The sequence below is a fragment of the Micromonospora sp. DT68 genome, assembly GCF_049847245.1.
In the GTDB taxonomy this organism is placed as follows: domain Bacteria; phylum Actinomycetota; class Actinomycetes; order Mycobacteriales; family Micromonosporaceae; genus Micromonospora; species Micromonospora profundi.
Genome location: NZ_JBNCNZ010000013.1, coordinates 115,164 through 136,283, shown reverse-complemented (window position 1 = coordinate 136,283; position 21,120 = coordinate 115,164). Strand labels below are relative to the sequence as shown.

Here is a 21,120-nt window from a genome sequence, read left to right as displayed (position 1 = left end):
GTTGGGGGTAGTGCTACGGTAGCACGTCATGGGAGAAGCGAAACCGGGTCTTCGCGCCGCAACCCTCGCCGTCATCTACGCGCGGGTGAGCGACGACGACAAGCGGCAGCGTAGGTCGGTCGGCGAGCAAGAGCAGGAATGCCAGCAGGACGCAGCCGACCATGCATGGACCGTCGCGCGGGTGTTCGTGGACAACGACCGCTCAGCCAGCCGCTACGCCCGCAAGCAGCGGGAAGAGTACGCCAAGCTGCTCGACTACCTCGCGAGTGAGCACGTTGACGTGCTGATCCTCTGGGAGTCGTCGCGTGGTGGCCGAGAGCTTGAGGGGTGGGCAGGGTTGCTCAACCTCTGCCGTCGCCGTCGGGTCCGAATCCATGTCGTCACCCATCGACGGACGTACGACCTTGAGAACCCGCGTGACTGGCGGACGCTGGCAGAGGATGGCGTCGACTCGGCGTACGAGAGTGAGAAGACGCGAGAGCGCATCCTCAGGTCTGTTCGCGCCAAGGCTGCCAGCGGCAAGCCACACGGGAAGCTGCTCTACGGGTACCGGCGGACCTACGACGACCGGGGCAACTTCATCGCCCAGGTCGAGAACGAGGAACAAGCCGCAGTGGTCCGCGAGGCAGCCCGGCGGGTAGCTGCCGGGGAAGCGTCCTACTCGATCGCTCAGGACTTCAACGCCCGAGGCATCCCCACACCGCGCGGTGGCGAGAACGGATGGTCACTCAGCCAGATCGGCCGGATGCTGCAGAACCCCGGGTACAACGGGAAGCGGGTCCACCTCGGCAAGATCGTCGGGGATGCTGACTGGCCGGCGATCCTCGACGATGAGACGTACGCCGTGTGTCGCTCGATCCTGACCGATCCTCGGCGGAAGACTCAGCGGGACACAGCCGTACGACACCTGCTCTCTGGTGCCGCTGCCTGCGATGTGTGCGGCTCACGGATGCGGGTGCAGAAGAACCGCACGCACTACGCCTATCTGTGCGCCACTGGGTTCTGCGTGAGCGTGAAGACAACGGTTCTTGAGCAGTTCGTGGTGGCTGTGCTCATGGCTCGGCTGGCTCGCCCGGATGCGCTCAACCTGCTCGCCCCGGCAGAGGGCATGGGCGAGGTTGAGCACGCTCGGCGGGAGGCCGAAGAGAAGCGAGCCCGGCTCGATGAGTGGTACGCCGCAGCCGCACGCGGCGAGATCTCGCCAACGGGTCTGGCGACGATCGAGCGGACGTTGCTCGCCGAGATCGATGCAGCCGAGAGCAGGGCACAGCACGTCGACGTGCCCCCGCTGGTTCGTGACCTGGTCGGCCCTGACGTTGAGCAGAGGTGGGAACGGCTGACCATCGGGCAGCAACGCGAGGTGGTGTCCCTGCTACTCGACCTGCGGGTGGGCAAGACGTACCAAGGCGCACGCTCGCTCGACCCTGCTCGGCTTGGCAACTCTCGCTGGCGTGGTGACTCGCAGACGTGGGCAGAGCGTGGGTTGGTGTGACCTCTCTCGATACGATCGCGTTGGTTCCGACAGCGGTGCGGGTGCGAACGTAGCTACCGCCGTTCCGCTGGCTAGACCGAGCTCTGCCGGACTTCGATGATGTAATACTGCCCTACGCCGCTGATAGCGTTCGCTGCGCTTTCGTTCGCGCTTCGGAGGGGGACGCTCAGGCCACCTTCGGTCGCCAGTCGGCGAGCGTCCTCACTGCTAATAACCAGCAGCTCTGGCGGGGTAGCCGGCGGCTCACGGTCGGCTAGGTCGGCGCGATGGCGTTGCCATTCCATCACCAGACGGAAGATGCGTTCCACGATGATCATGCCGCCCAGGGCGTAGCCGACGGGCCTGACCCCGGTTGCTATCCCCGTCAGGACTGCTTCAAGCGGACTGGCTACTTGGAGTCGCGAGACGCGAGCCGAGGGGGTGTTGTCGGCGATGAATGCGTAGTATCGGTCGGAAGCGTTGGGGTACCACCGTTGCCCACGGCCTTGTTCGACGCTCCTGAGGTCGTCAAGTCGTCGATGAGCCAATTCGCCCTCAAAACTGTCATCCGCGAGAAGGACCGTCTGCATGGCGAGGGACCAGATTTCATTGACGTCCTTGAGGTACCTGCTCACTTCCAAGACTGTTGGTTGCCATCCGAGGTCTGCCCGAATGGTGATAGCCGGCGAATAAGTCCTCATGTTGGGGATTGAAGCACAGTTGGTTCAAGCGTTTGAAGCCTATCTCTGCATGGTTGGCAGGAGCCTCGGTCGATGGGGTGGGGGTGTGACCCCTTCGGCGCGGGAAGCCGGATCGCTACGTCTTAGCGCCGCCCATCGCGCCCCAGTACCAAAGTCGCCGTGACACCCCGAAACCGCCCTGACTAGGGGGTCTTTCCCCGGTGAGGCACCAAAAAATGCGGTGCCACCGATAGGAAGTCGATGGGCTGGCGGGGTGCCAGGTTGCCCCAGCACCCCCGCCTGCCTGGCCTACCGCAGGCCAGCCCGCTTCATCGCCCGGTGGTTGCGCTGCCGGCAGGTTGCGTTGCAGAACTCCCGAAGGTAACCGGCATCTCCTGGCAAGGGATCACCGCACCACCCGCAGGCCGGGCCGGTGTAACGGTGTTCCTCGCGGCTCATGCGCAGACCTCGTCGGCCTGGTCGTGGGTCGCCGCGAACAGCGCGACGTGCACCAGGGACAGCGGACCACCGGCCATCCGGCGATGCGAGTTGTCGAACCGGGCATGGCAGCCACGGCAGCGCGGGGTGTAGTGGTCGGGGTTGGTGCTGTAGGGCTTGCCAGCCTCGCGACCCTCGGGCATGCGCGCCTGGTCGTGGTCGGCGTGGGAGTACGACCAGTGCTCGGCCTGGTTGCCGCATCGGCAGGTGTACTGGCTGGCGCTGCCTCGCTGGCCCTTCACCCGGTTGTGCGCGCCGTCGTAGGTGAGGACATCCTTGCGCCGGGGGTCTGGGTGGTTGGCCCGGTCAGTGCAGTTGGCGGTTACGCCGCTGGCCACGTTGCCGATGCGCAGTGCCTTGACGTTGCCGCAGTCGCAGCGGAACAGAGCCCGAGGCTCGCCGCTACCCTCGATCCGCTCGACCAGCGTCAGCGGCCCGTAGACGCTGCCTGGCTTGTGCTTCCGCTGGTTCGGCCGGCTGGTCGGGTAGTTCCCGCGCGGTCGTGGGTCGGTCTGCCTGGCTTCCCGCTCACGCTGCCGTCGAGCCTGGTCCCGGCAACGCTCGCCGCAGTGGATGGCTTGCGGTCGCTTCCCTTCCATCGAGCCGCCGCAGTGCTGGCATGCCCGGTCGGTCATCTGGTCGGTGGTGTTCACTCTGGATCGTCTCCTGTAGGTAGTGCACAGCAAGGGGCGCAGGCTCGGTCAACCCGCTCAGAGGCTCTGAGAGGCGGGAGATCCTGTGCCCTTGCGTGGGTGTGGGTGGTGGTGTGATCGGCCGTCAGTGCGGCGCTGAGCGGGCGGCTCTCTGCTGCCTGCGTACGAACCTGTTCCGGTGGTAGCCGCAGCAGAACTTGGAAGCCCTGCCGCTCTTGATCGGCACGGGTCGACCGCAGTCAAGGCACGCCGGGTTGTCGCTCAACTCCTGGCCGACGAGTAGGTCACCGTGCCCGTTGCGCCTACGGCGCGCGTAGTGAGTCCCGCACATCCCTCGGGCTCGATGGGGTCGGGTGCAGTCGTCAACCAGGCATCCCTGGTCGGTGGTGTGGTTCGTGTTCGTCATGTCGTGTCACCAGGGGAGGGGCAGGCGCGGACCTGCCTGCCCCGTCATCCCGTTGGTCAGCCGGCGATCCGGGCGACGGCGACAACCTCGACGACCACGCTGCCGTTGACCTGCTGGTAGTTGGAGAACTCTCGCCCCGGCTTGTTCGCCTCGGTGGCTACCTGGTCGCTCACCACGCGGGCGGACTCAACCCGGCCGATGCCAGCGGCGATCTCACCAACCAGGCTCTTGATGCCGTTGCGGGTGAACTCGCTCAGCTCCTGGCTGCCGTAGTAGCGGGAGGTCAGGTCGAACTCAACCCGAACGGTGCGCCGCTCCTGGTCGTCGTCCTGCTCGGTGTTGACGACGGTCGAAGAGTTGAGCCCCGACAGGATCCGGCTGGCCCGGTTGTCGAAGCTGCCCCGGGTGTTCCCGAACATGCCGCCGCCGTACTGGTCGGCGTTGCTCAGGTCGACCGTGCCGCCCTGCTTGGTGATCGCGCCGACCAGGTCCAGGCCGAAGTTCCGCAGAGCCTCGCTGTCGACCGAGGTTGCCAGGGTCGGCACGTCCGGCTTGATGTTGGTCAGCCGAACATCGACCGTCACCCCGGCAGGGCTCGGGCTGGCGTTGGTGCTCACCTGGCCGTTGCCGCTCGCCTCGATGGCAGCGAGACCAGCCAGGATCGCAGCGCCGTCGATCGGCTGACCGTTCGGGGTGACGACGGTAACGGTCACCGCGCCGGACATGACGCCGGTCTGCGGGTTGGCCTTCGTCGCCGTCGCCTGGTTGACGTACACACCCGGCTTGCTGCGGTCGTCGGCGTTGACCGTGACCGTCAGACCGAACAGGCCGAACGCGAACGGGTCGGCCTCGATCCGCTCAGCGACGAACCGGGCAAGCGTCGGGTTGTCGGTCGCCTGCGCCGAGTTGAGCGCCTTCTCAGCCGGCTTGATCGCCTTGCGCGCCGCCTCGATCAGGTAGCCGGTCCGCTCGATCTCAGCGCGAGCGGTCAGCAGGTCGAGCGCGCTCACGCTGGCGTCACCACGGGTCAGCCGGGTGATCAACTCAGCCTCGGTCTCTTCGGCGTGCTCGTGCTCGGCCTGCCGCTGGTCGACCAGGGCGCGAGCCTCGGTCAGCTTCTCCCGAGCGGCCTCGGTAGCGGTGCGGGCGGTGGTGCGGTTGGACTTGGTAGCCACGGTGGTTGTGCTCCTTCGGATACAGAGAAGGGCCGGCAGGTAGCCGGCCCGTAGGTGGTGGTGCTGTAGCCCGCTGAGATCGCCGCTGAGCGATGAACGGGCAGGGTTTGGGGGTAGGTGTAGGTGGTCAGAGGGTGACTGCACAGCCCCAGTAGTGAGCCGCGTAGGTCGGCAGGTGGTCGACCTTGTTGCCGATGCGCTTGCGGGAGACGGTGCGCAGCTTCATCGACACGCCGTCGAGCCCAGCCATGTACCGGGGGAGTACGTCACCGGTCGTCGGGTCGACCAGGCTCATCGGGTCGATGACCATCGGGGTGCTGCCTTCAATGAAGGTGACGACCACCAGCCGACCCGTCATCCGGCCATCGGCGGACCAGGCGTTACCCCGGGGGCGTAGGCGGACGGCAGGCAGCACCTCGGGGGTGTGGGTCATCCCACGGATGGCGGACGGCTGAACGTCAGCCCCGGGGTACGCGCTGGCGAGCACCTGAGAGACAAGCGTCGGCAGGATCATGTCCGGCTCGGGGTAGGTGCGGGTTCGAGGCAAGCGGCGAGGGTTGGTCACGGGTAGGGGTCTCCTGTTCGTCGTGAGGGGTGGTCAGCCGGCAGACCGGGCGGCAGCCTGAGCGGAGCGGTAGAGCGCGGTCGCCTTGCTCAGTGACTCGGTTGCCTCGGTGATCTCGGCGGCAGTGGACTCGGGATCGGCTTGGATCCGAGCGAGTCGGTCAGCCGCGTTGCGCTTGGCATCGTGGGCGAGCGCCCATCGCTGCTCGGCAAGGTTGCGGGCAGCCTCGCGTTCCTTCTTGGACAGCTTGGTCACGCGGTGGTTCTCCTGTTCGTGGGTTGGTTGCTCTGCGGCGCTGCGGTCCGGTGCGTCAGCGTCAGCACCTCCGGTGCCTCTGCGGCGGCAGAAAGATCAGCGGCAGAACGACGAAAGCCCCGCGCGAGCGGGGCACTATCCGGTCAGCGGGTTGTCTGGTGATGGCCCCTCCGGGGCCTCTATCTCTTCGCCGCTGCCTGGTCATCGGGAGCGCAGCGGCACGGCGCGCGTAGCGCACAGCGCCACAGGGCTAGGGCTTCTCAGCGAGTGCCAGAGCCCAGACATCGGCAGTCGGCCTGGAGGGTTCGACCTTGACCGGCTCGGCCGGCGTGGCCGGCGTGGGTGGTTCAACCAGGTCCCACACGGAAGGCTCGACAACCTCGGGAACCTCGACCTCGCTCGGTCTGGTGAAGATCCCGAGAGCGGGGGTCTCTGTAGATGTAGAAGTAGAGGGAGGTAGATGGTGGGACTCTGTGTCCCTCTCAGTGGGACTCTGTGTCCCTCTCGGCGGACAGGATGTCCCACTCGGCCCCGAGCGAGACTCGCTGACCCTCTCGCGAGTGGGACTCTGTGTCCCTCTCGGCTCGGTGGTCTCGTTCTGCGAGTGGGACTTTGTGTCCCTCTCGGCAACCCGGTCGGGCCGAAGGTTGAACCAGAGATCAACCCGTCGCCGGGTGCGCTCGACCTGCCGGAAGTACTTCATCACCTCGGGCTGATCCTCGCCGAACGCTCGGTGTGCCGTCTTGCGGGAGAGCCCGGCGTCGTCGGCGATCATCTCCAGGCTTGCCCTCACCTTGCCGTCGGCGTTGTTCGTCCGCAGCGCGGCGAACACGATCATTGCCTTCTGGCTGGCGCTCAGCTTCTCGTCTGCCCGGACGGTACGCATGGTGCCGAGCACGTCGAACGTGTCGGCGCTCTTGTGCTTGCTCACGATGCTGCGGCTTCCTGCGGGACCGTCAGGACCCACGTATCGGGGGCGAGGGGGATCAGCCAACCCTTGACGATCAGTGCGTCGATGTCCTCGCGGACTTGATCGACGGTCAACCCGGTGTCCCGTGCCCACTCCTCGACCGTCATGCGGAACGGGGGACTGGTCATCGTTGCTGGCTTGGCTGCCCGGTGGTCGCGCTTGCGCCGGCTCACTGCTCGGTCACCTCCTGGTCGTCGTCCTGGGTCCAGCGGGGAAGGCTGGCCAGCCGGTGGAGTACGTCCGCCATCCGCTGCCGGCTGGTCGGGTCGAGCAGGTTGCGCAGTCGGCGGAAGGTCTCGGGCTCGATGTGGGTGGTGGGCAAGGTCGTCACTGGCTGACTCCGTGTCAGGTCGGGTTGGCTGGTTCACTCGCCGCCGCCGAGCAGGCCGCGCAGCCGGGCTCGCTGGTCGGGTGTGAGGGGTGGTGCCGCCTCGGCGAGGCGCTGTGCGATCTCTCGGAGGTGTTCGCTCAACGGCCGATCTCCCGGGCGTACCGCTCGACCTCGGCCAGGGGGTAGACGACCGCGCCGAGTAGGCGGGCCCACTTCATCGGGGAGCGGTGTTCGGTCCGCTGGTTCGAGAGCGTGCCGATGCTCAGCCCGAGTCGAGCTGCGGTCTCGGCGGTGGTCAGGTACGTGATGCCGTCGATGACGTGCACTGGTGGTTCCTCCTTCGGTGCGGGTGGGATGTGGTCGCATCCCTGGTCAGGGCCAACAGAAAGTGCCCGCACCCCTGATCGGGTACGGGCTGTGTGGGTGTGCTCAGGTGGTCGGGCGAGATGCCCTACACAAGTAAGACGGGTTGATCTTGGGGGTTTTAGTGGTCCTTGTGACGCGCCTCACCGAAACCCGCTGGCAGCCTCTCAGCGTCGTTGACGCTCGACACCTACACCTGACTACCCCCGCCAACCGTTCGCCCGGCAGCGTGGCTCTCAGCGGGCCGCAGGCCCGCTCTACCGGGGGATGCCTCGACGAGTCCACCCGATGAACCTGACGAACAGTGCGTCAGGTCCGGGCACCTCGTTGGGGTTGAGCTTGAGCAGGTCCCCGGTCGCGTCGAACAGGCAGCCGGCCATCTCGATCGACAACCCGACCGGGTCATCGTGGAACACGGCGCGCAAGGTCAGCCGAGCAGTTGGGCACGGCCAGACGCCGCAGCCTCGGCGGCAGTGTCAGATCGGGCGGATGGGTGCGTGCCCTGCGGAGATCGGCAGGCAGTGGCCAGAGGGAAGATGGCGTGACGGCATGCTCACATGCTGTCGCTCGACTAGGTCAACCGTCAACGGTTCATGACGTTGTTCCGTTACCGACGCTCGCCGCTGCCTACCGTCAACGGGTGTGGACCTGGTCGGCGTAGCGGAGATCCGAGACATGCTCGGCGGGATCAGCCGGCAGCGTGTCAACGTGATCACGAATACCAAGGGGTTCCCTGACCCGGTCGCCACGCTCGCCATGGGCAAGGTGTGGCGTCGGCGGGATGTTGCCCGCTGGATCGCTGAGCACCGACCCGACCAGGCTGACTGACCCGATACGACGAAAGCGCCCCGGTCACCCGTGATGGGTGCCGGGGCATCTTCGTTGCTCGGCTACTCGGTGACGACCAGGGCGACGGCAAGCAACTCCCGCCACGACTCGGCCGCCTGGTCGACGCTCGGCTCAGAGATCACGGGGTGCTCCCCGTACAGACCGACCACCGGCCGACCGTCAACCGTGGTGCCAACGTGGACCAGGTCCCCATCGTCATCCTCGGTCGGCTGCCAGCCTCGCTGGCCGAGATCCCTGATCGCGTGATCCCAGCCGGCAGCCTGCAAGGTGACCGGACCGGCAAGCGGGTCGATGTCGTCGGCAACGCGGGGGAGGATCAACAGACCCTCGCCGGTCATCGGGTCGAGGTGGGCAACGTGGTCGGCGTAGGTGATGGTTTCGATCACTGGCTGATCCTCTCTCCGGTCTCTGCCCAGCGGGCGAGGTCTGCTCTCGCGTACAGGTCGGCGTTCCCGTCCTTGCCCCTCGGGGTTGGCACCTCGCCGACTCCGCGCTGTAGTCGCTTCTTGGCTGCGTCGAGCTTCCACGGGATGACTCCTGCCTCGGCTGCCTGCCGCAGCGTCAGGAAGTCCCCGGCAGGGCTTGATGGGCCGCTGACCTCGGATGTCCCCGAGGACCGGGGACAAGCCAACTCCCGAGCCTCGGCAGCGGTGAGGTAGGCGACCTGAGTCTCTGTCGCCTGACCACCGATCACGATCTGCCACCGTCCGAGGGTGCGGGATGCCCGGGGCATGGCTGCCTCGGGGACCAGCATCTTCCAGTTGTTCGCCGTGTAGCGAGCCAGGCAGCGGATGCCGAAGTTCTCCCGCGCCTCGGGTCCGCCGATCGCCCGAGCGGTCAGCATCTGCGCGATGGCCAGCACGTTGACCTTGGCGCTGCGACCCATGAAGAGAAGGTCAGCCAGAGCCGACACGGCGGGGGACCGCTTCGGGTCACCCTTGCCGCGTGCCTCGGCCCAGAAGTTGACGAGCTGCCCGATGGTCGCGTTCAACTCCTCGCAGATGACCAGCACGCGGGGACCGGGATCCCAGTCTTCCGGGGCGTGCAGGGCGAGGCTGTTCCGCTCGTCGGCCAGAACGGCGAGGCGCACCAGGGCGTCATGCATCTGCGCGGGCTTGGTGCAGTAGTCGACCCCGGCCAACCCGAGCGCCCAACGGTGGGAACCCTTGCGGTCGAGGATGACCACCCGTCCGCCACGGGCGAGCACCTGAACGGCAACCAGCTCGGCAAGAACGCTCTTGCCCGCGCCCGTTCCCGCAGACACGGCGAGGTGGGGCGAGTCGTCCCGCAGGGACAGGGTGACCGGCCGATCGCCCGCGCCTTGCCCGATGTAGAACTCCCACTCGGCCAGCCGGGGCAGGTGCTCGGCGACCTGGTCCACACCAACCCGAGCAGGGGGACGCTTGCGCACAGTCCAGGTAGCCCGCACCCGGGGGCCAACCTGGTGCCACGACTCGACCAGGTCGGCAACGGGGATCTTGCTGCCGATGATGGACGACACCAACTGACGCTGTTCCCTGGTCAGGTACGGGGTGTCGGCGACCAGCTCGATACGCGGACCCTGGTCGCCATCGACCGGCCGACGGAACACAGCCAGCCGAGACGTGATCGGCTCGGCCTTGCGCTGGATCGACCAGGCTGCCCGCTGTGCCCGCTCGGGAAGCCAGCGGATCGCGGGCTCTACCCGCTCGCCGTACCAGGTGCGGACGGCTGTCTCAGCCGGGCTCAGCGGTTTCGCCAGCCGGGGAGTGAGGTTGCCCAACGACGGATCGACGTGCAGGCTCACGCCGGTCTGTAGACCCATCGCCGGGGCAAGGGCAGCCAGGGTCGGAGTCACGTACTCCCGGTTGAACCGGCGCATCGTGAACCGGCGGCGTGCCCGGTAGCCGGCGACCAGGGCAGCCGAGCCAACCAGTGAGCCGACCTGCTCGGGTTGAGCCACGGCCAGTGCAGCCGTAGCCGGCACGCTGAGCCGGATCACCTGACGCTGCCAGCCGGCCAGCCGGCCCGGCCCCCGGTGGCGGTACGGGTAGCCAGGCTTGCCGCTGAGCGGCCGACCAGACAGGTACCGATACGCCACGCGGGAGACTGTGTGCTTGCGCCGCAGCCGGCGGATCGCTCGCTCAAGTTCGGTCACTGGTCGCTCCCCTCGTGCGACAGGTGAGCCAGAGCGGCAGCCATGCCGAGCACGGCGACCGGCAGGCAGGCAACCAGGGTGGTGATCTGCCACGGGGCAGACGTGATGCCGGCGGCAACGAGCAGGTGGTACGCCACCTGACCGGCCGCACCGATCAGCAGAGACCCGATGGCGGACCACTTGGCGAACCGGGTAGCCCGGGGAGACCCGGTGCCCGACAGCCAGGCCCGCAAGGCGTACGCGGCGTAGACCTCCACACCGATTGGGAGCGTGATCGCGGTGTTGATGCTCAGCGAGTCCCAGATGCCCGGCAGCGGGTGGACCACCCCGAACCCGGTGAGTCCGCCGAGACCAACCCACCCGGACCAGATGGCGACGAACGCGGGGAGAGCGATGAAGATGACCGGCCAGGTAGCCAGTCGACGTGCCTTGCTGGGAACCGGGGCGGTGTCGGTGGTGACCGGCGAGTGTCCAACCTGGTCGACCTCGGGCAACGGGTCGGCGACCGGCTCAACCGGCAGGACCGGCGCAACCGGGGCGGGCTCGGCGTACTCCCATGGATCCGAGGCAGGCTCAGCCTCGGTCTCATCGGGCAGCGTGATGGGCTCGGCAACCAGGGCCAGCCGGACAGCCTGAGCCTTGGGCGCACCCACCTTGAACTCACGCATGATCTGGTTCCGCGAGGGGATCTCGCCGAGCCTGTCGGCCAGTTCCCGCACAGCGGGGAGCAGGTCTGCGACGGGACGCGGGTACGCGCTGGGAACGGTGGCGGTGGTCATCGGTTGATCAGCTCCTGAGCGTTGGTGCGAGGGGTGGTGTCGGTGGCGACCTGCTCTGCGTGCCGCTCAACCAGCCGTCGGGCGATCACGAACGGGGCGAGCATCGAGAGCGGTCCGCCGATGAGGACCAGGGCGAGCGCGTAGGCAGCGGTGGCGTTCATCGGCCACCGGCCAGAGCCTCGGAGCGGCACGGGCCGCAGTTGGTAGCCGAGCTACCCCGGTGCCTCGGGCACTGCTCGATGCCAGCGACAGGCAGAGCGGCACCAGTGAGAGCGCGGGGGGTGAAGGTTCTCTTGCCGTTGATCCTCGGAGAGGTCTCTCCCGCGCTTGCGCGGCTTGAGGCTCCAGGATGGGTAAAGGACGTTCGGGTGACAGAGCTACGCCGGGGCTGCCGTGGCACAGGACCGGGGGAGCGGTGGTCGTCTGCCGGGGGTGGCGTATCGCCAGGGATGGCAGGCTGCCGGGGGTCGGGACCGGCCATCACAACGGTGTAGGTGTTCGACTTCCGTCCGCCGGTCGTCGCGTTCACCAGTAGGTGACCGTCGTCGGCAAGGCGACGGATCACCCGCTGAACGGTCCGGCTGTCAACCCGGGTCTTCCGGGCAAGGGTGGCGATGCTCGGCCATGCGTTGCTGCCGTCATCGGCAGCACAGTCAGCGATAGCCAGCAGGACAAGGCGCTCAGTTCCGCCTACGGGGCTGTTGTCCCAGACCCAGGACATGACACGTACGCTCAAGGTGGTCGACCTCCACTGTCGGCCAGGGCCGGGGAGATCGGGTGTTCGCAGCACCCGCCCCGGCCGTTCTTGTACTCACCTCCCCAAGTCGCGTTCACTGGGAGCAACGTGGCAATCGTCGTGGGAGCGGTGCTGCTGCTGGCCCGCTGGGCACGCGCCGGCCCGTGGCTCGCCGCAGGGCTCTGCGGGGTGGCGCTCGTGGGCTTCGTCATCCTGGTGCGCCCGTCGCCGAGTGTCGTACGGGCCGCCACGATGGGAGCGATCGGGCTCGCCGCGCTGGCCGCCGGTCGCCCCCGGGCCGCGCTGCCCGCGTTGGCCGCCGCGATCACGGTGCTGGTGCTTGTCGACCCCGAGTTGGCAGGCGACGCCGGGTTCGCGCTGTCCGTTCTGGCCACCGGTGGCCTGCTGCTCCTCGCCCCGCGCTGGCGGGACGGGCTGCGCCGCAGGGGCGTCCCGGGTGGGCTGGCCGAGGCGTTGGCGGTGCCGGCGGCGGCCCAGGTCGCCTGCGGGCCGGTCGTCGCCGCGATCTCCAGCACTGTCAGCCTGGTGGCGGTGCCGGCCAACCTGCTGGCGGTGCCGGCCATCGCACCGGCGACGGTGCTGGGCGTGGCGGCGGCCGTGCTGTCACCGGTCTGGCCGTCCGGTGCCGAGTTCCTCGCGTGGCTGGCGAGCTGGCCGGCCTGGTGGCTTGTCGTCATCGCCCGCCACGGTGCCCGCCTGCCGGCCGGCACGCTGCCCTGGCCGGGTGGGGCGGCCGGTGCCCTGCTACTGGCCGCCCTGACCGTTGCGCTGCTGATCGCCGTACGCCGGCCGCTGGTACGCCGGCTGGTGGCGGTCGTCGCCGTCGCCGCGCTTGTCGGCGCGCTCCCGGTCCGGCTGTTGGCCACGGGCTGGCCGCCGCCCGGGTGGGTGGTGGTGGCCTGCGCGGTGGGTCAGGGCGACGCCCTGGTGCTGCCTGTCGCCTCCGGCCGGGCGGTGGTGGTCGACGCCGGGCCGGAGCCCGGGCCGGTGGACGCCTGTCTGCGGCGGCTCGGCGTCCGGGAGGTGTCGTTGCTGGTGGTGAGCCACTTTCACGCCGATCACGTGGGCGGGGTGGCAGGGGTGTTCCGGGGCCGGCGGGTGGCCGCCGTCCTGACTCCATCGTCGGCGGATCCACCGGGCGGCCGGGACGCGGTGCACGCTGCGGCGACCGGCGGGCGGGCGGCGCTGCTGAGTACCACCGCCGGGGCGCGGCATCCGATCGGCGGGGTCGACCTGCTGGTGCTCGGCCCGCCCTATCCAATGGCCGGCACGAGATCCGACCCGAACAACAACTCGTTGATATTGCGCGCCACAGTCGCCGGAGTACGCATCCTGCTGCCCGGCGACGCCGAGACCGAGGAACAGCACGCGGTACTGACGCGGGTGACGCCGGAGCAGTTGCGGGCAGATGTGTTGAAGGTTGCCCACCACGGCTCGGCGTATCAGGACGAGGGCTTCCTGGACGCGGTCCGCCCGACCGTCGCGCTGGTGCCGGTCGGGGTCGGCAACACGTACGGGCACCCGAACCCCGGTCTGTTGGCCCGGTTGAGCAGAGGCGGCGCACGGGTGCTGCGGACCGACACCGACGGCGACCTGGCGGTGGTGCGTACCGGCGGGGGTGTGGCGGTGGTCCGCCGAGGAGTGCCGCCGGGGCGGCCACCGTAGGCCGCCGGGTGAGGGCGTCGCCGGGCGGGCGTCGCCGGGCGGGGCGTCGCCGGGCGGGCGTCGCCGGGCGGGCATCGGCGGGTGATCGCCGTCGGGACCGACGAGCGGGGCGCGAGAGCGCAACAGCCAATGTCCCGGGCTCCGCCGAGGCGCGGCGCGTGGAAATTGCAGCACCGACAAGGAAACGGCGGGTGAATTGCGGATTAGGCGGTAAATAGAGATGAATGTCTGGATTTGCGCTAAGTGCGGGCTGCACCGACCGGGCGGCGAATGAGCAGGCACGATCCCGCCGTGGGGCGTGCGAATATGGGCGACGTGACCCCGGCCAGCCTCGCCCCCATTCTGCTCGTCCTCGGCGACGAGGAGCTGCTCGCCACGCGCGCGGTGACCGAAGCCGTCGAACGGGCCCGCGGTGTCGACGCCCAGGTGGACGTCCGCGAGTACCAGGCAGCCGTGCTCACCGTCGGCGAGATCGCCGAGATGCTCAGCCCGTCGCTGTTCGGCGGGCGGCGGCTGCTCATCCTGCGCTCCGGCCAGGACGCCCGGAAGGATCTGGTCGCAGCGCTGCTGGCGTACGCGAAGAATCCCGACCCGGAGGTCCAGCTGCTGGTGCTGCACCTGGGTGGCGCCAAGGGCAAGGCGTTCGCCGATGGGCTGCGGTCGGCCGGTGCCACCGTGGTCCCCGCTGCCAAGCTCAAGGGGCACCGTGAGCGGGTGGCCTTCGTCCGTGACGAGATCCGCCGGGCCGGCGGCAAGTGCACCGACGACGCCGCCGAGGCGCTGATCGCGGCGGTCGGCAACGACCTGCGTGAGCTGGCCGCCGCCTGCTCCCAGCTCATCGCCGACACCGACGGGCGGATCAGCGCCGACACGGTCTCCCGCTACTACCGGGGTCGGGTCGAGGTGACAGGCTTCACGGTGGCGGACGCCACGATGGTCGGCGACGTGCCCGGGGCGCTGGAGGCGCTGCGGTGGGCCCTGCATGTCGGCGTCGACCCGGTGCCCATCGCGGACGCGCTGGCCGACGGGGTGCGTACTGTGGCCCGCGTCGCGTCAGCCGGGCGGGGTAACCCGTACCAGCTGGCAAGCAGCCTGGGCATGCCAGCCTGGAAGATCGAGCGGGCGCAGCGGCAGGGGCGGGGCTGGACCCCGGAGGGGTTGGTCCGGGCCATGCAGGTCGCCGCCGAGTGCAACGCGGCCGTCAAGGGTGGCTCGGACGACAGGGCGTACGCCCTGGAGCGCGCGGTCTTCTCGGTCGCGGCGGCCCGGCAGGGCAGCAGCCGGTGACGGGGCCGAACCGTACGGCGTGGGCCACCATCCCGGCCGACGAGGAGCGTTACCGGCCGCTCTATGCCCGGCTCCTCGGTCTGCGGTTCGTCAACCCCGGCGGGGTGCTCTGCTTCCTCTTCTTCGAGGGCACCATCGCCCTTGCGGTGCTGCTGGCTCTCGCGGAGCTGGTCACCTGGTGGGCGGTGCTGGTGCTGCCGCTTGTGGTGGCGGCGATGGTCAAGCTCAACGACATGGTGGCCGCGACAGTCGTCCGTTCCGCAGCGCTCGTGCCCGAGCAGGAGCGGGACCGTTTCCGCAGGCAGATGGAGCCTGTCGTCGGCAGGGCCCGGGTCGAGTGGATCTCGCACAGCGTGCCTGGAGCAGTCGTGGTGGATGCCGCGCCCGCGCCCCCGCCGTCCCAACCTCAGTAGATCTTGGAGAGAAACGGCCCCTCTAGGGGCGCTTCCTCACCAAGATCTCGAAGTCCGGTGGAACGCTGGATATGCGGAAGCCCCGGACCGGAGTCCGGGGCTTTCCGAATTCAGTCTGACAGGAGCGTCAGGCGGAGAGCGCACCCACGCGCTTGGCGATCGCGGACTTGCGGTTCGCGGCCTGGTTGGAGTGGATCACGCCCTTGCTGACGGCCTTGTCCAGCTTGCGCGAGGCCTCCTGCATGAGAGCGGTGGCCTTCTCGACGTCACCGGCCTCAGCAGCCTCGTTGAACTTCCGGACGGCGGTCTTCAGCGACGACTTGACCGACTTGTTGCGCAGCCGGGCCTTCTCGTTCTGCCGGTTGCGCTTGATCTGGGACTTGATGTTCGCCACGCGACAGCCTCGTCTTGATAGCTCGGGTTGGTCAGCTTAAGTGCGCGGGATGACGAACATGCGTCAACGCTGCGCGAAGAGCCAGGTTACCAGGTCGCCCGGGACGAGCCAAAACGGCTCGACCACCGAGCGGCCGACCCCGGCTCGCCGGGGACCACAATACGCCCTGGCCGCGTCACGCCCAGCCCTGACGTCGGGCAAGCCAGTCGAGCGCCTGCCCGCCGCTGCGTCGCCGGTGTGCGGTGAGGTGCGGGGGCACCGTCGCCGGGGCCGCGTCCGCCCCGGTGAGGTAGTAGCCGGCAAGCGCAGCCAGGGTGGCGTCGAGCGCGTCCGGGGGCGCATCGGCGGTGGTCGGGTGCGCGGCGAAGAGCCGGTCGGCGTCCAGCCCGTCGGCGTACGCGCTGAGCAGCAGCCCGGCCACGTCGAACCAGGCCGGCCCGGAACACGCCCAGGTCCAGTCGCAGAACCAGGCCCGGCCGTCCCCGTCGACGAGGACGTTGTCTCCCCGCAGGTCGCCGTGGATCAGCCCGGTCGCCCCGGCGGCGTACCGGGGAAGGCGGGACTCCAGCTCCACGAGGTCGGGCAGCCGGCCCCGTGCGGCAACGGGCAGCGCCGGTGCGGGCTCCCGGCCGGCGGCGACCTCCTCCCACCACAGGATGTCCGAGCGGGCCAGGTCGGCGAGGTGCGGCAGGCCGAGCGCCGTCAGCGCGGCCGGCGGATCGGCCAGCGCAACGGCGACCTCGGCGTACCCGGCGAGCGTGGCCTCCATCTCGGCAGGCGTCCAGGGTCGGCGAGGGTTGTGCCCGTCGACCGCGTCGGTGCAGAGCACGAACCAGCCGGCGTCGTACAGCGTCCACCGGAGGCGGGGCGCCGGCAGGCCGACCGGCAGCCGGTCGAGGATCGCGGCCTCCCGGGCGTACGAGTCGACAAGGTGCGCTTGCCCCACGCTTGCCGCCGCCTTGACGAAGACCCTGCCCCCGTCGGCGGTGTCGAGCACGGCGGCGAAGCCCCCGCTGAAACCGGCGGAGGCGACCCGGGCGGCGAGCACCGCCGCGCCGAGACGGCCCGCGATCGCGTACCGCAGCGCCGCAGGCAGCGCCGACCACGACGGGCGCGGCACGCCCGCGTGGGGCGGAGGCGGCGGGGAGGACACCCCACCATGCTGCCCCGGGGTACGTGCGCGACGCGCGGCGACACTGCCAGACTGCCAAACCATGAGGACCGAGGACTTCTGGCAGCTGATCGACGAGGCCCGCGCCGGTGGCGGGGGAGAGCCCGGCCCGGTCGCCGCGCGAGCCGTCGCCCTGCTCGCCAAGCGCGACCCGGAGGACATCATCGGGTACGCGCGCCACCAGACGAGGGTGCTTGCCGCCTCGCACAAGGCGGACCTGTGGGGTGCGGCGTACCTGATCAACGGTGGTGCCTCGGCGGAGGGCTTCGAGCACTTCCGGGGCTGGCTGATGACCCAGGGGCGGGCGGTCTTCGCCCGCGCGGTCACCGACCCGGACTCGCTGGCGGAGCTGCCGCAGGTGCGGGCCGCCTCGCTCAGCGGCGAGGAATTCTCCGCCGAGCAGATGCTGTCGGTGCCCTGGGACGCGTACCGCAAGGCCACGGCGACCGAACTTCCCGCGGACCGCGACCCGGTGCGTACCCCGGATCTCAACGACTTCTGGGACTTCGACGACGAGGAGGAGGCCCGCCGCAGGCTGCCCCGGCTGGCCGCGCTCTTCGTCGAGCCGCCTCTGGAGTGAGGGGTTCTCGGAGCGATCCATCGCCCGCACAGCGGGCGTACCCCGGCGGCGTGGGAACATAGAGGGGGTCGGCGGCGCGCCGGCCTGTTCACGTCAGCCGACCAGAACGGACCGCTGTGCCACCGAAGCTCGATCCCGGCGCGAACGCTCCTGGTGCCACCGACCCTGGTCGCATCCGGAACTTCGGCATCATCGCCCACATCGACCACGGGAAGTCGACACTGGCCGACCGGATGTTGCAGCTCACCGGTGTGGTCGACCCCCGGCAGATGCGCGCCCAGTACCTGGACCGGATGGACATCGAGCGCGAGCGCGGCATCACCATCAAGAGCCAGGCCGTCCGGATGCCGTGGACCATCCGTGAGGGCGAGCGCGCCGGCGAGCAGGCCGTGCTCAACATGATCGACACCCCGGGGCACGTCGACTTCACCTACGAGGTGTCCCGGTCGCTGGCCGCCTGCGAGGGGGCCGTGCTGCTTGTCGACGCCGCGCAGGGCATCGAGGCGCAGACCCTTGCCAACCTCTACCTGGCGCTCGAGAACGACCTGCGCATCATCCCGGTGCTCAACAAGATCGACCTCCCGGCCGCCCAGCCGGAGAAGTACGCCGAGGAGCTTGCCCACCTGATCGGCGGCGACCCCGCCGACTGCATCCGGGTCTCCGGCAAGACCGGCGAGGGCGTGCCGTACCTGCTCGACGAGATCGTCCGGCAGTTCATCCCGCCGGTCGGCGAGGCCGAGGCGCCCGCCCGGGCCATGATCTTCGACTCGGTGTACGACGTCTACCGTGGCGTGGTCACCTACGTCCGGGTCATCGACGGCCGGATCAGCGCCCGGGACCGGATCAAGATGATGTCCACCGGCGCGGTGCACGAGTTGCTGGAGATCGGCGTCATCTCACCCGAGATGGTCAAGGCCGAGGCGCTCGGCGTCGGCGAGGTCGGCTACCTGATCACCGGTGTGAAGGACGTCCGGCAGTCCCGGGTCGGTGACACTGTCACCATCAACAGCCGGCCGGCCGCCGAGCCGTTGGGTGGCTACAAGGACCCGAAGCCGATGGTCTACTCCGGTCTCTATCCGATCGACGGCTCCGACTACCCCAACCTGCGTGAAGCACTGGACAAGCTCAAGCTCAACGACGCCGCGCTGGACTACGAGCCGGAGACCTCCGGCGCGCTCGGCTTCGGTTTCCGCTGCGGCTTCCTCGGCCTGCTCCACCTGGAGATCATCCGGGAGCGGCTGGAGCGTGAGTACAACCTCGACCTGATCTCCACCGCGCCCAACGTGGTCTACCGGGCCATCCAGGACGACGGCGAGGAAATCGTCGTGACCAACCCCAGCGAGTACCCCACCGGCAAGATCGCCGAGGTGTACGAGCCGGTGGTCCGGGCCACAGTGCTGACCCCTAACGACTACGTGGGCGCGGTGATGGAACTCTGCCAGGGCCGGCGCGGCAGCCTGCTCGGCATGGACTACCTCTCCGCCGACCGGGTGGAACTGCGCTACACGCTGCCCCTCGCCGAGATCATCTACGACTTCTTCGACCAGTTGAAGAGCCGGACCAAGGGCTACGCCTCGCTCGACTACGAGCCCTCCGGCGAGCAGGCGTCCGACCTGGTCAAGGTCGACATCCTCCTGCACGGTGAGCCGGTGGACGCGTTCAGCGCCATCGTGCACAAGGACAAGGCGTACAACTACGGCGTCACCATCGCCGCCAAGCTGCGTACCCTGATCCCGCGCCAGCAGTTCGAGGTGCCCATCCAGGCGGCCATCGGCAGTCGGGTCATCGCCCGGGAGACCATCCGCGCGATCCGCAAGGACGTGCTCGCCAAGTGCTACGGCGGTGACATCAGCCGCAAGCGCAAGCTGCTGGAGAAGCAGAAGGAAGGCAAGAAGCGGATGAAGATGGTCGGCCGGGTCGAGGTGCCGCAGGAGGCCTTCATCGCCGCGCTGTCCTCCGACTCCGGCGACGGCAAGGCCGCCGGCAAGAAGTAACCCCGGCCTCCGCCCGAGCGGGGGCTGAACGGCGGGTTCCGGGCGCAAGGCTCTTGTTCAACAGGCGCCGTGCGTCCGGCGTGGCTCTCGGGTGCCCGGCGCCGGCTCGGCGGCCACCAGATCCCGCGCGGTGGGCTGCGTCCGGGCCGGCAGCGTGGCTCGGATGTCGACCCGGGTGCCGGGTGGGCCCGGGCTGACGGAGAATTTTTTCGGGCCGCCGGTAGGCGGTCGGTGACCGGTCGCAGGGCTGGTGAGCTGCGTGGACGCGCTCCCAGCCCAACCGACGCACGCCTGCTGCATTGACGTCTGCCACTTGTTTCCCGGTGAGTCGGTTTGGCTTTTCCACGGGTCGGGAACTTAGCGGTCACGACAGGAAGCACACATTGTGTGTCAGACGTTCCTTTGAAGGAGGGCGACCGTGGAGCTCACCGTGTGGGGCATCATCACCGCCATCGTTGTTGGTCTCATCGTCGGCGCGCTGGGCCGTCTGGTCGTTCCGGGCCGGCAGAACATGCCGATCTGGCTGCACCTGCTGATCGGTATCGGCGCGGCCCTGCTGGGTACGGTGCTGGCGCGGGCGATCGGCATCGCGACCGAGACCGCTGGTGTGGACTGGGGCGAGCTGCTGGTGCAGGTCGTCGTCGCGGCCATCGCCGTCGCGCTGGTCGCCGGTGTGGGTGGTCGCCGCCGCGTGACCCGGTAACACCAGCACCACCCCGTACCGCCGCAACCTTCGATGGGCGCCCGACCAACAGGTCGGGCGCCCATCGGCGTTCGTCGCAACAAAAGTGAGCGCCCGCCGCGGGCGGGCGCTCACCGCGGGCCCGCGCCCGCTCTGGGCGGGCGCCCCTCGCGGGCCGGCGCCCGCTGTGGCCCCGCCGCGGGCCCAGCGCCCCGCCGCCCACCGCCGTTTTCGGGTTGATCGACTCGGGTTCCTTGATATCGGGGTGTCCGGGTCGCGGTGATACCCCGGTTTCAGTGAAGCCGAGTCGATCACGTCCAGTTGTGTCGGTTGCCGGGGTCGTAGCGGCCGTTATGTCCGTCCCGACGGCGGCGTCCTCGGACCGGTCGTTGATCCAGCGTCCCAGCGTCCCAGCGTCCCAGCGTCCCAGCGTCCCAGCGTCCCAGCGTGCCGTCGAGGTCGGCGAGGTTGACGAGGTCGACGGGTCACGGTCATGACCTCGGCCAATGCGTCGCGGCGGCCGATCATGTCGGCGAACGCCGCCCATGTCTACCAATTCGTGATCGTCTCGGTATCGAAGTCGGTTTGGGATTTCGGGCGGTCGGGAACTTAGCGGTCACGACAGGAAGCACACACACATTGTGTGTCGGACATTCTTAGAAGGAGGGCGACCGTGGAGCTCACCGTGTGGGGCATCATCACCGCCATCGTTGTTGGTCTCATCGTCGGAGCGCTCGGCCGTCTGGTCGTCCCGGGCCGGCAGAACATGCCGATCTGGCTGCACCTGCTGATCGGCATCGGCGCGGCCCTGCTGGGTACGGTGCTGGCGCGGGCGATGGGTATCGCGACCGAGACCGCCGGTGTGGACTGGACCGAACTGCTGGTGCAGGTCGTCGTGGCTGCCATCGCCGTCGCGCTTGTCGCCGGCGTGGGTCGCCGCCGCAGCGTCACCCGGTAACAACCTCGCATCAGCCGTACTACGAAAGAACGCCCGGCCCGCGGCCGGGCGTTCTTTCGTGGTGGAGTGCCCGAGTTCGACCCGGTG

25 protein-coding genes and 1 pseudogene are annotated in these 21,120 nt (G+C 69.1%); 9 read left to right on the top strand and 17 right to left on the bottom strand.

The features are described from left to right. Positions 1 to 28: 28 nt before the first annotated feature. Entirely contained in the window at positions 29 to 1,492 is a 1,464-nt protein-coding gene (locus ACPXB1_RS22525; RefSeq protein WP_425735755.1) for a recombinase family protein, read from the top strand. A 71-nt stretch (positions 1,493 to 1,563) separates the two neighbouring features. Here ACPXB1_RS22525 and ACPXB1_RS22520 read toward each other — a convergent pair whose 3' ends face one another. The 10 genes from ACPXB1_RS22520 to ACPXB1_RS22475 all read right to left on the bottom strand — a co-directional run bounded on the left by ACPXB1_RS22520 (position 1,564) and on the right by ACPXB1_RS22475 (position 7,783). Further along, entirely contained in the window at positions 1,564 to 2,106 is a 543-nt protein-coding gene (locus tag ACPXB1_RS22520) for a hypothetical protein (RefSeq protein WP_425735754.1), read from the bottom strand. Positions 2,107 to 2,606: 500 nt separating this feature from the next. Then, complete coding sequence (locus tag ACPXB1_RS22515) at positions 2,607 to 3,302, bottom strand: hypothetical protein (RefSeq protein WP_425735753.1); 696 nt, start codon at positions 3,300 to 3,302, stop codon at positions 2,607 to 2,609. 462 nt (positions 3,303 to 3,764) lie between these two features. Beyond that, complete coding sequence (locus ACPXB1_RS22510) at positions 3,765 to 4,883, bottom strand: hypothetical protein (protein WP_425735752.1); 1,119 nt, start codon at positions 4,881 to 4,883, stop codon at positions 3,765 to 3,767. A 127-nt stretch (positions 4,884 to 5,010) separates the two neighbouring features. Continuing rightward, complete coding sequence (locus tag ACPXB1_RS22505) at positions 5,011 to 5,430, bottom strand: hypothetical protein (RefSeq protein ID WP_425735751.1); 420 nt, start codon at positions 5,428 to 5,430, stop codon at positions 5,011 to 5,013. Between the two features lie 51 nt (positions 5,431 to 5,481). Next, positions 5,482 to 5,703 carry a hypothetical protein gene (locus ACPXB1_RS22500; protein WP_167943036.1) on the bottom strand — a complete coding sequence of 74 codons (222 nt, stop codon included), beginning with the start codon at positions 5,701 to 5,703 and terminating at the stop codon, positions 5,482 to 5,484. Between the two features lie 250 nt (positions 5,704 to 5,953). Next, complete coding sequence (locus tag ACPXB1_RS22495; RefSeq protein ID WP_167943037.1) at positions 5,954 to 6,634, bottom strand: hypothetical protein; 681 nt, start codon at positions 6,632 to 6,634, stop codon at positions 5,954 to 5,956. Continuing rightward, a complete protein-coding gene (locus ACPXB1_RS22490; protein WP_167943038.1) occupies positions 6,631 to 6,846 on the bottom strand; it encodes a hypothetical protein in 216 nt (71 codons plus the stop codon). The genes ACPXB1_RS22495 and ACPXB1_RS22490 overlap by 4 nt, the downstream gene beginning before the upstream one ends. Further along, positions 6,843 to 7,004 (bottom strand): hypothetical protein, encoded by a 162-nt coding sequence (locus ACPXB1_RS22485; protein WP_425735750.1) that lies wholly within the window; start codon positions 7,002 to 7,004, stop codon positions 6,843 to 6,845. The genes ACPXB1_RS22490 and ACPXB1_RS22485 overlap by 4 nt, the downstream gene beginning before the upstream one ends. A 137-nt stretch (positions 7,005 to 7,141) precedes the next feature. Next, positions 7,142 to 7,330, bottom strand: coding sequence for a hypothetical protein (locus tag ACPXB1_RS22480; RefSeq protein ID WP_167943040.1), 189 nt, complete (start codon positions 7,328 to 7,330; stop codon positions 7,142 to 7,144). A gap of 294 nt (positions 7,331 to 7,624) precedes the next feature. Continuing rightward, positions 7,625 to 7,783 (bottom strand): hypothetical protein, encoded by a 159-nt coding sequence (locus tag ACPXB1_RS22475; protein ID WP_245241255.1) that lies wholly within the window; start codon positions 7,781 to 7,783, stop codon positions 7,625 to 7,627. 226 nt (positions 7,784 to 8,009) lie between these two features. On the opposite strand from ACPXB1_RS22475, the gene ACPXB1_RS22470 reads away from it, so the two are divergent. Continuing rightward, positions 8,010 to 8,195: a hypothetical protein gene (locus tag ACPXB1_RS22470; protein WP_425735749.1), complete on the top strand. Its 186-nt coding sequence runs from the start codon at positions 8,010 to 8,012 to the stop codon at positions 8,193 to 8,195. Positions 8,196 to 8,257: 62 nt separating this feature from the next. Here ACPXB1_RS22470 and ACPXB1_RS22465 read toward each other — a convergent pair whose 3' ends face one another. The 5 genes from ACPXB1_RS22465 to ACPXB1_RS22445 are packed head-to-tail and all read right to left on the bottom strand — an operon-like array spanning position 8,258 to position 11,853. After that, entirely contained in the window at positions 8,258 to 8,602 is a 345-nt protein-coding gene (locus tag ACPXB1_RS22465; protein ID WP_425735748.1) for a hypothetical protein, read from the bottom strand. Beyond that, positions 8,599 to 10,353, bottom strand: a complete 1,755-nt coding sequence (locus tag ACPXB1_RS22460) for a helicase HerA domain-containing protein (protein ID WP_425735747.1) — start codon at positions 10,351 to 10,353, stop codon at positions 8,599 to 8,601. The genes ACPXB1_RS22465 and ACPXB1_RS22460 overlap by 4 nt, the downstream gene beginning before the upstream one ends. Then, a complete protein-coding gene (locus ACPXB1_RS22455; RefSeq protein WP_425735746.1) occupies positions 10,350 to 11,132 on the bottom strand; it encodes an ABC transporter permease in 783 nt (260 codons plus the stop codon). Before ACPXB1_RS22455 ends, ACPXB1_RS22460 begins: the two co-directional genes overlap by 4 nt. Then, positions 11,129 to 11,293 carry a hypothetical protein gene (locus ACPXB1_RS22450; RefSeq protein ID WP_425735745.1) on the bottom strand — a complete coding sequence of 55 codons (165 nt, stop codon included), beginning with the start codon at positions 11,291 to 11,293 and terminating at the stop codon, positions 11,129 to 11,131. Before ACPXB1_RS22450 ends, ACPXB1_RS22455 begins: the two co-directional genes overlap by 4 nt. Next, complete coding sequence (locus tag ACPXB1_RS22445; RefSeq protein WP_425735744.1) at positions 11,290 to 11,853, bottom strand: helix-turn-helix domain-containing protein; 564 nt, start codon at positions 11,851 to 11,853, stop codon at positions 11,290 to 11,292. The genes ACPXB1_RS22450 and ACPXB1_RS22445 overlap by 4 nt, the downstream gene beginning before the upstream one ends. 105 nt (positions 11,854 to 11,958) lie before the next feature. Here ACPXB1_RS22445 and ACPXB1_RS22440 point away from each other — a divergent pair. The 3 genes and pseudogenes from ACPXB1_RS22440 to ACPXB1_RS22430 form a co-directional block, all read left to right on the top strand. Beyond that, positions 11,959 to 13,554, top strand: a pseudogene (locus ACPXB1_RS22440) (ComEC/Rec2 family competence protein); the annotation flags it as partial. A gap of 306 nt (positions 13,555 to 13,860) precedes the next feature. After that, a complete protein-coding gene (gene holA / locus ACPXB1_RS22435; RefSeq protein ID WP_355598076.1) occupies positions 13,861 to 14,841 on the top strand; it encodes a DNA polymerase III subunit delta in 981 nt (326 codons plus the stop codon). After that, positions 14,838 to 15,254, top strand: coding sequence for a hypothetical protein (locus tag ACPXB1_RS22430; protein WP_355598008.1), 417 nt, complete (start codon positions 14,838 to 14,840; stop codon positions 15,252 to 15,254). Before holA ends, ACPXB1_RS22430 begins: the two co-directional genes overlap by 4 nt. Positions 15,255 to 15,381: 127 nt before the next feature. Here the strand turns inward: ACPXB1_RS22430 and rpsT are convergent, their stop codons facing one another. Both rpsT and ACPXB1_RS22420 read right to left on the bottom strand, forming a co-directional pair. After that, positions 15,382 to 15,648, bottom strand: a complete 267-nt coding sequence (gene rpsT, locus ACPXB1_RS22425) for a 30S ribosomal protein S20 (protein ID WP_252417947.1) — start codon at positions 15,646 to 15,648, stop codon at positions 15,382 to 15,384. Positions 15,649 to 15,823: 175 nt separating this feature from the next. Further along, complete coding sequence (locus ACPXB1_RS22420) at positions 15,824 to 16,801, bottom strand: phosphotransferase family protein (RefSeq protein WP_425735743.1); 978 nt, start codon at positions 16,799 to 16,801, stop codon at positions 15,824 to 15,826. Between the two features lie 61 nt (positions 16,802 to 16,862). Here ACPXB1_RS22420 and ACPXB1_RS22415 point away from each other — a divergent pair, with 61 nt between their 5' ends. The 4 genes from ACPXB1_RS22415 (at position 16,863) to ACPXB1_RS22400 (ending at position 21,033) form a co-directional block, all read left to right on the top strand. Beyond that, positions 16,863 to 17,399, top strand: a complete 537-nt coding sequence (locus tag ACPXB1_RS22415; protein ID WP_355598003.1) for a DUF4240 domain-containing protein — start codon at positions 16,863 to 16,865, stop codon at positions 17,397 to 17,399. Between the two features lie 116 nt (positions 17,400 to 17,515). Beyond that, on the top strand, positions 17,516 to 19,393 hold the full coding sequence (gene lepA / locus ACPXB1_RS22410; protein WP_355598002.1) for a translation elongation factor 4: 1,878 nt from the start codon (positions 17,516 to 17,518) through the stop codon (positions 19,391 to 19,393). Between the two features lie 418 nt (positions 19,394 to 19,811). Beyond that, positions 19,812 to 20,096, top strand: coding sequence for a GlsB/YeaQ/YmgE family stress response membrane protein (locus ACPXB1_RS22405; protein WP_355598000.1), 285 nt, complete (start codon positions 19,812 to 19,814; stop codon positions 20,094 to 20,096). Positions 20,097 to 20,748: 652 nt separating this feature from the next. Then, positions 20,749 to 21,033, top strand: coding sequence for a GlsB/YeaQ/YmgE family stress response membrane protein (locus tag ACPXB1_RS22400; protein ID WP_355595984.1), 285 nt, complete (start codon positions 20,749 to 20,751; stop codon positions 21,031 to 21,033). The last annotated feature ends 87 nt before the right edge of the window (positions 21,034 to 21,120 follow it).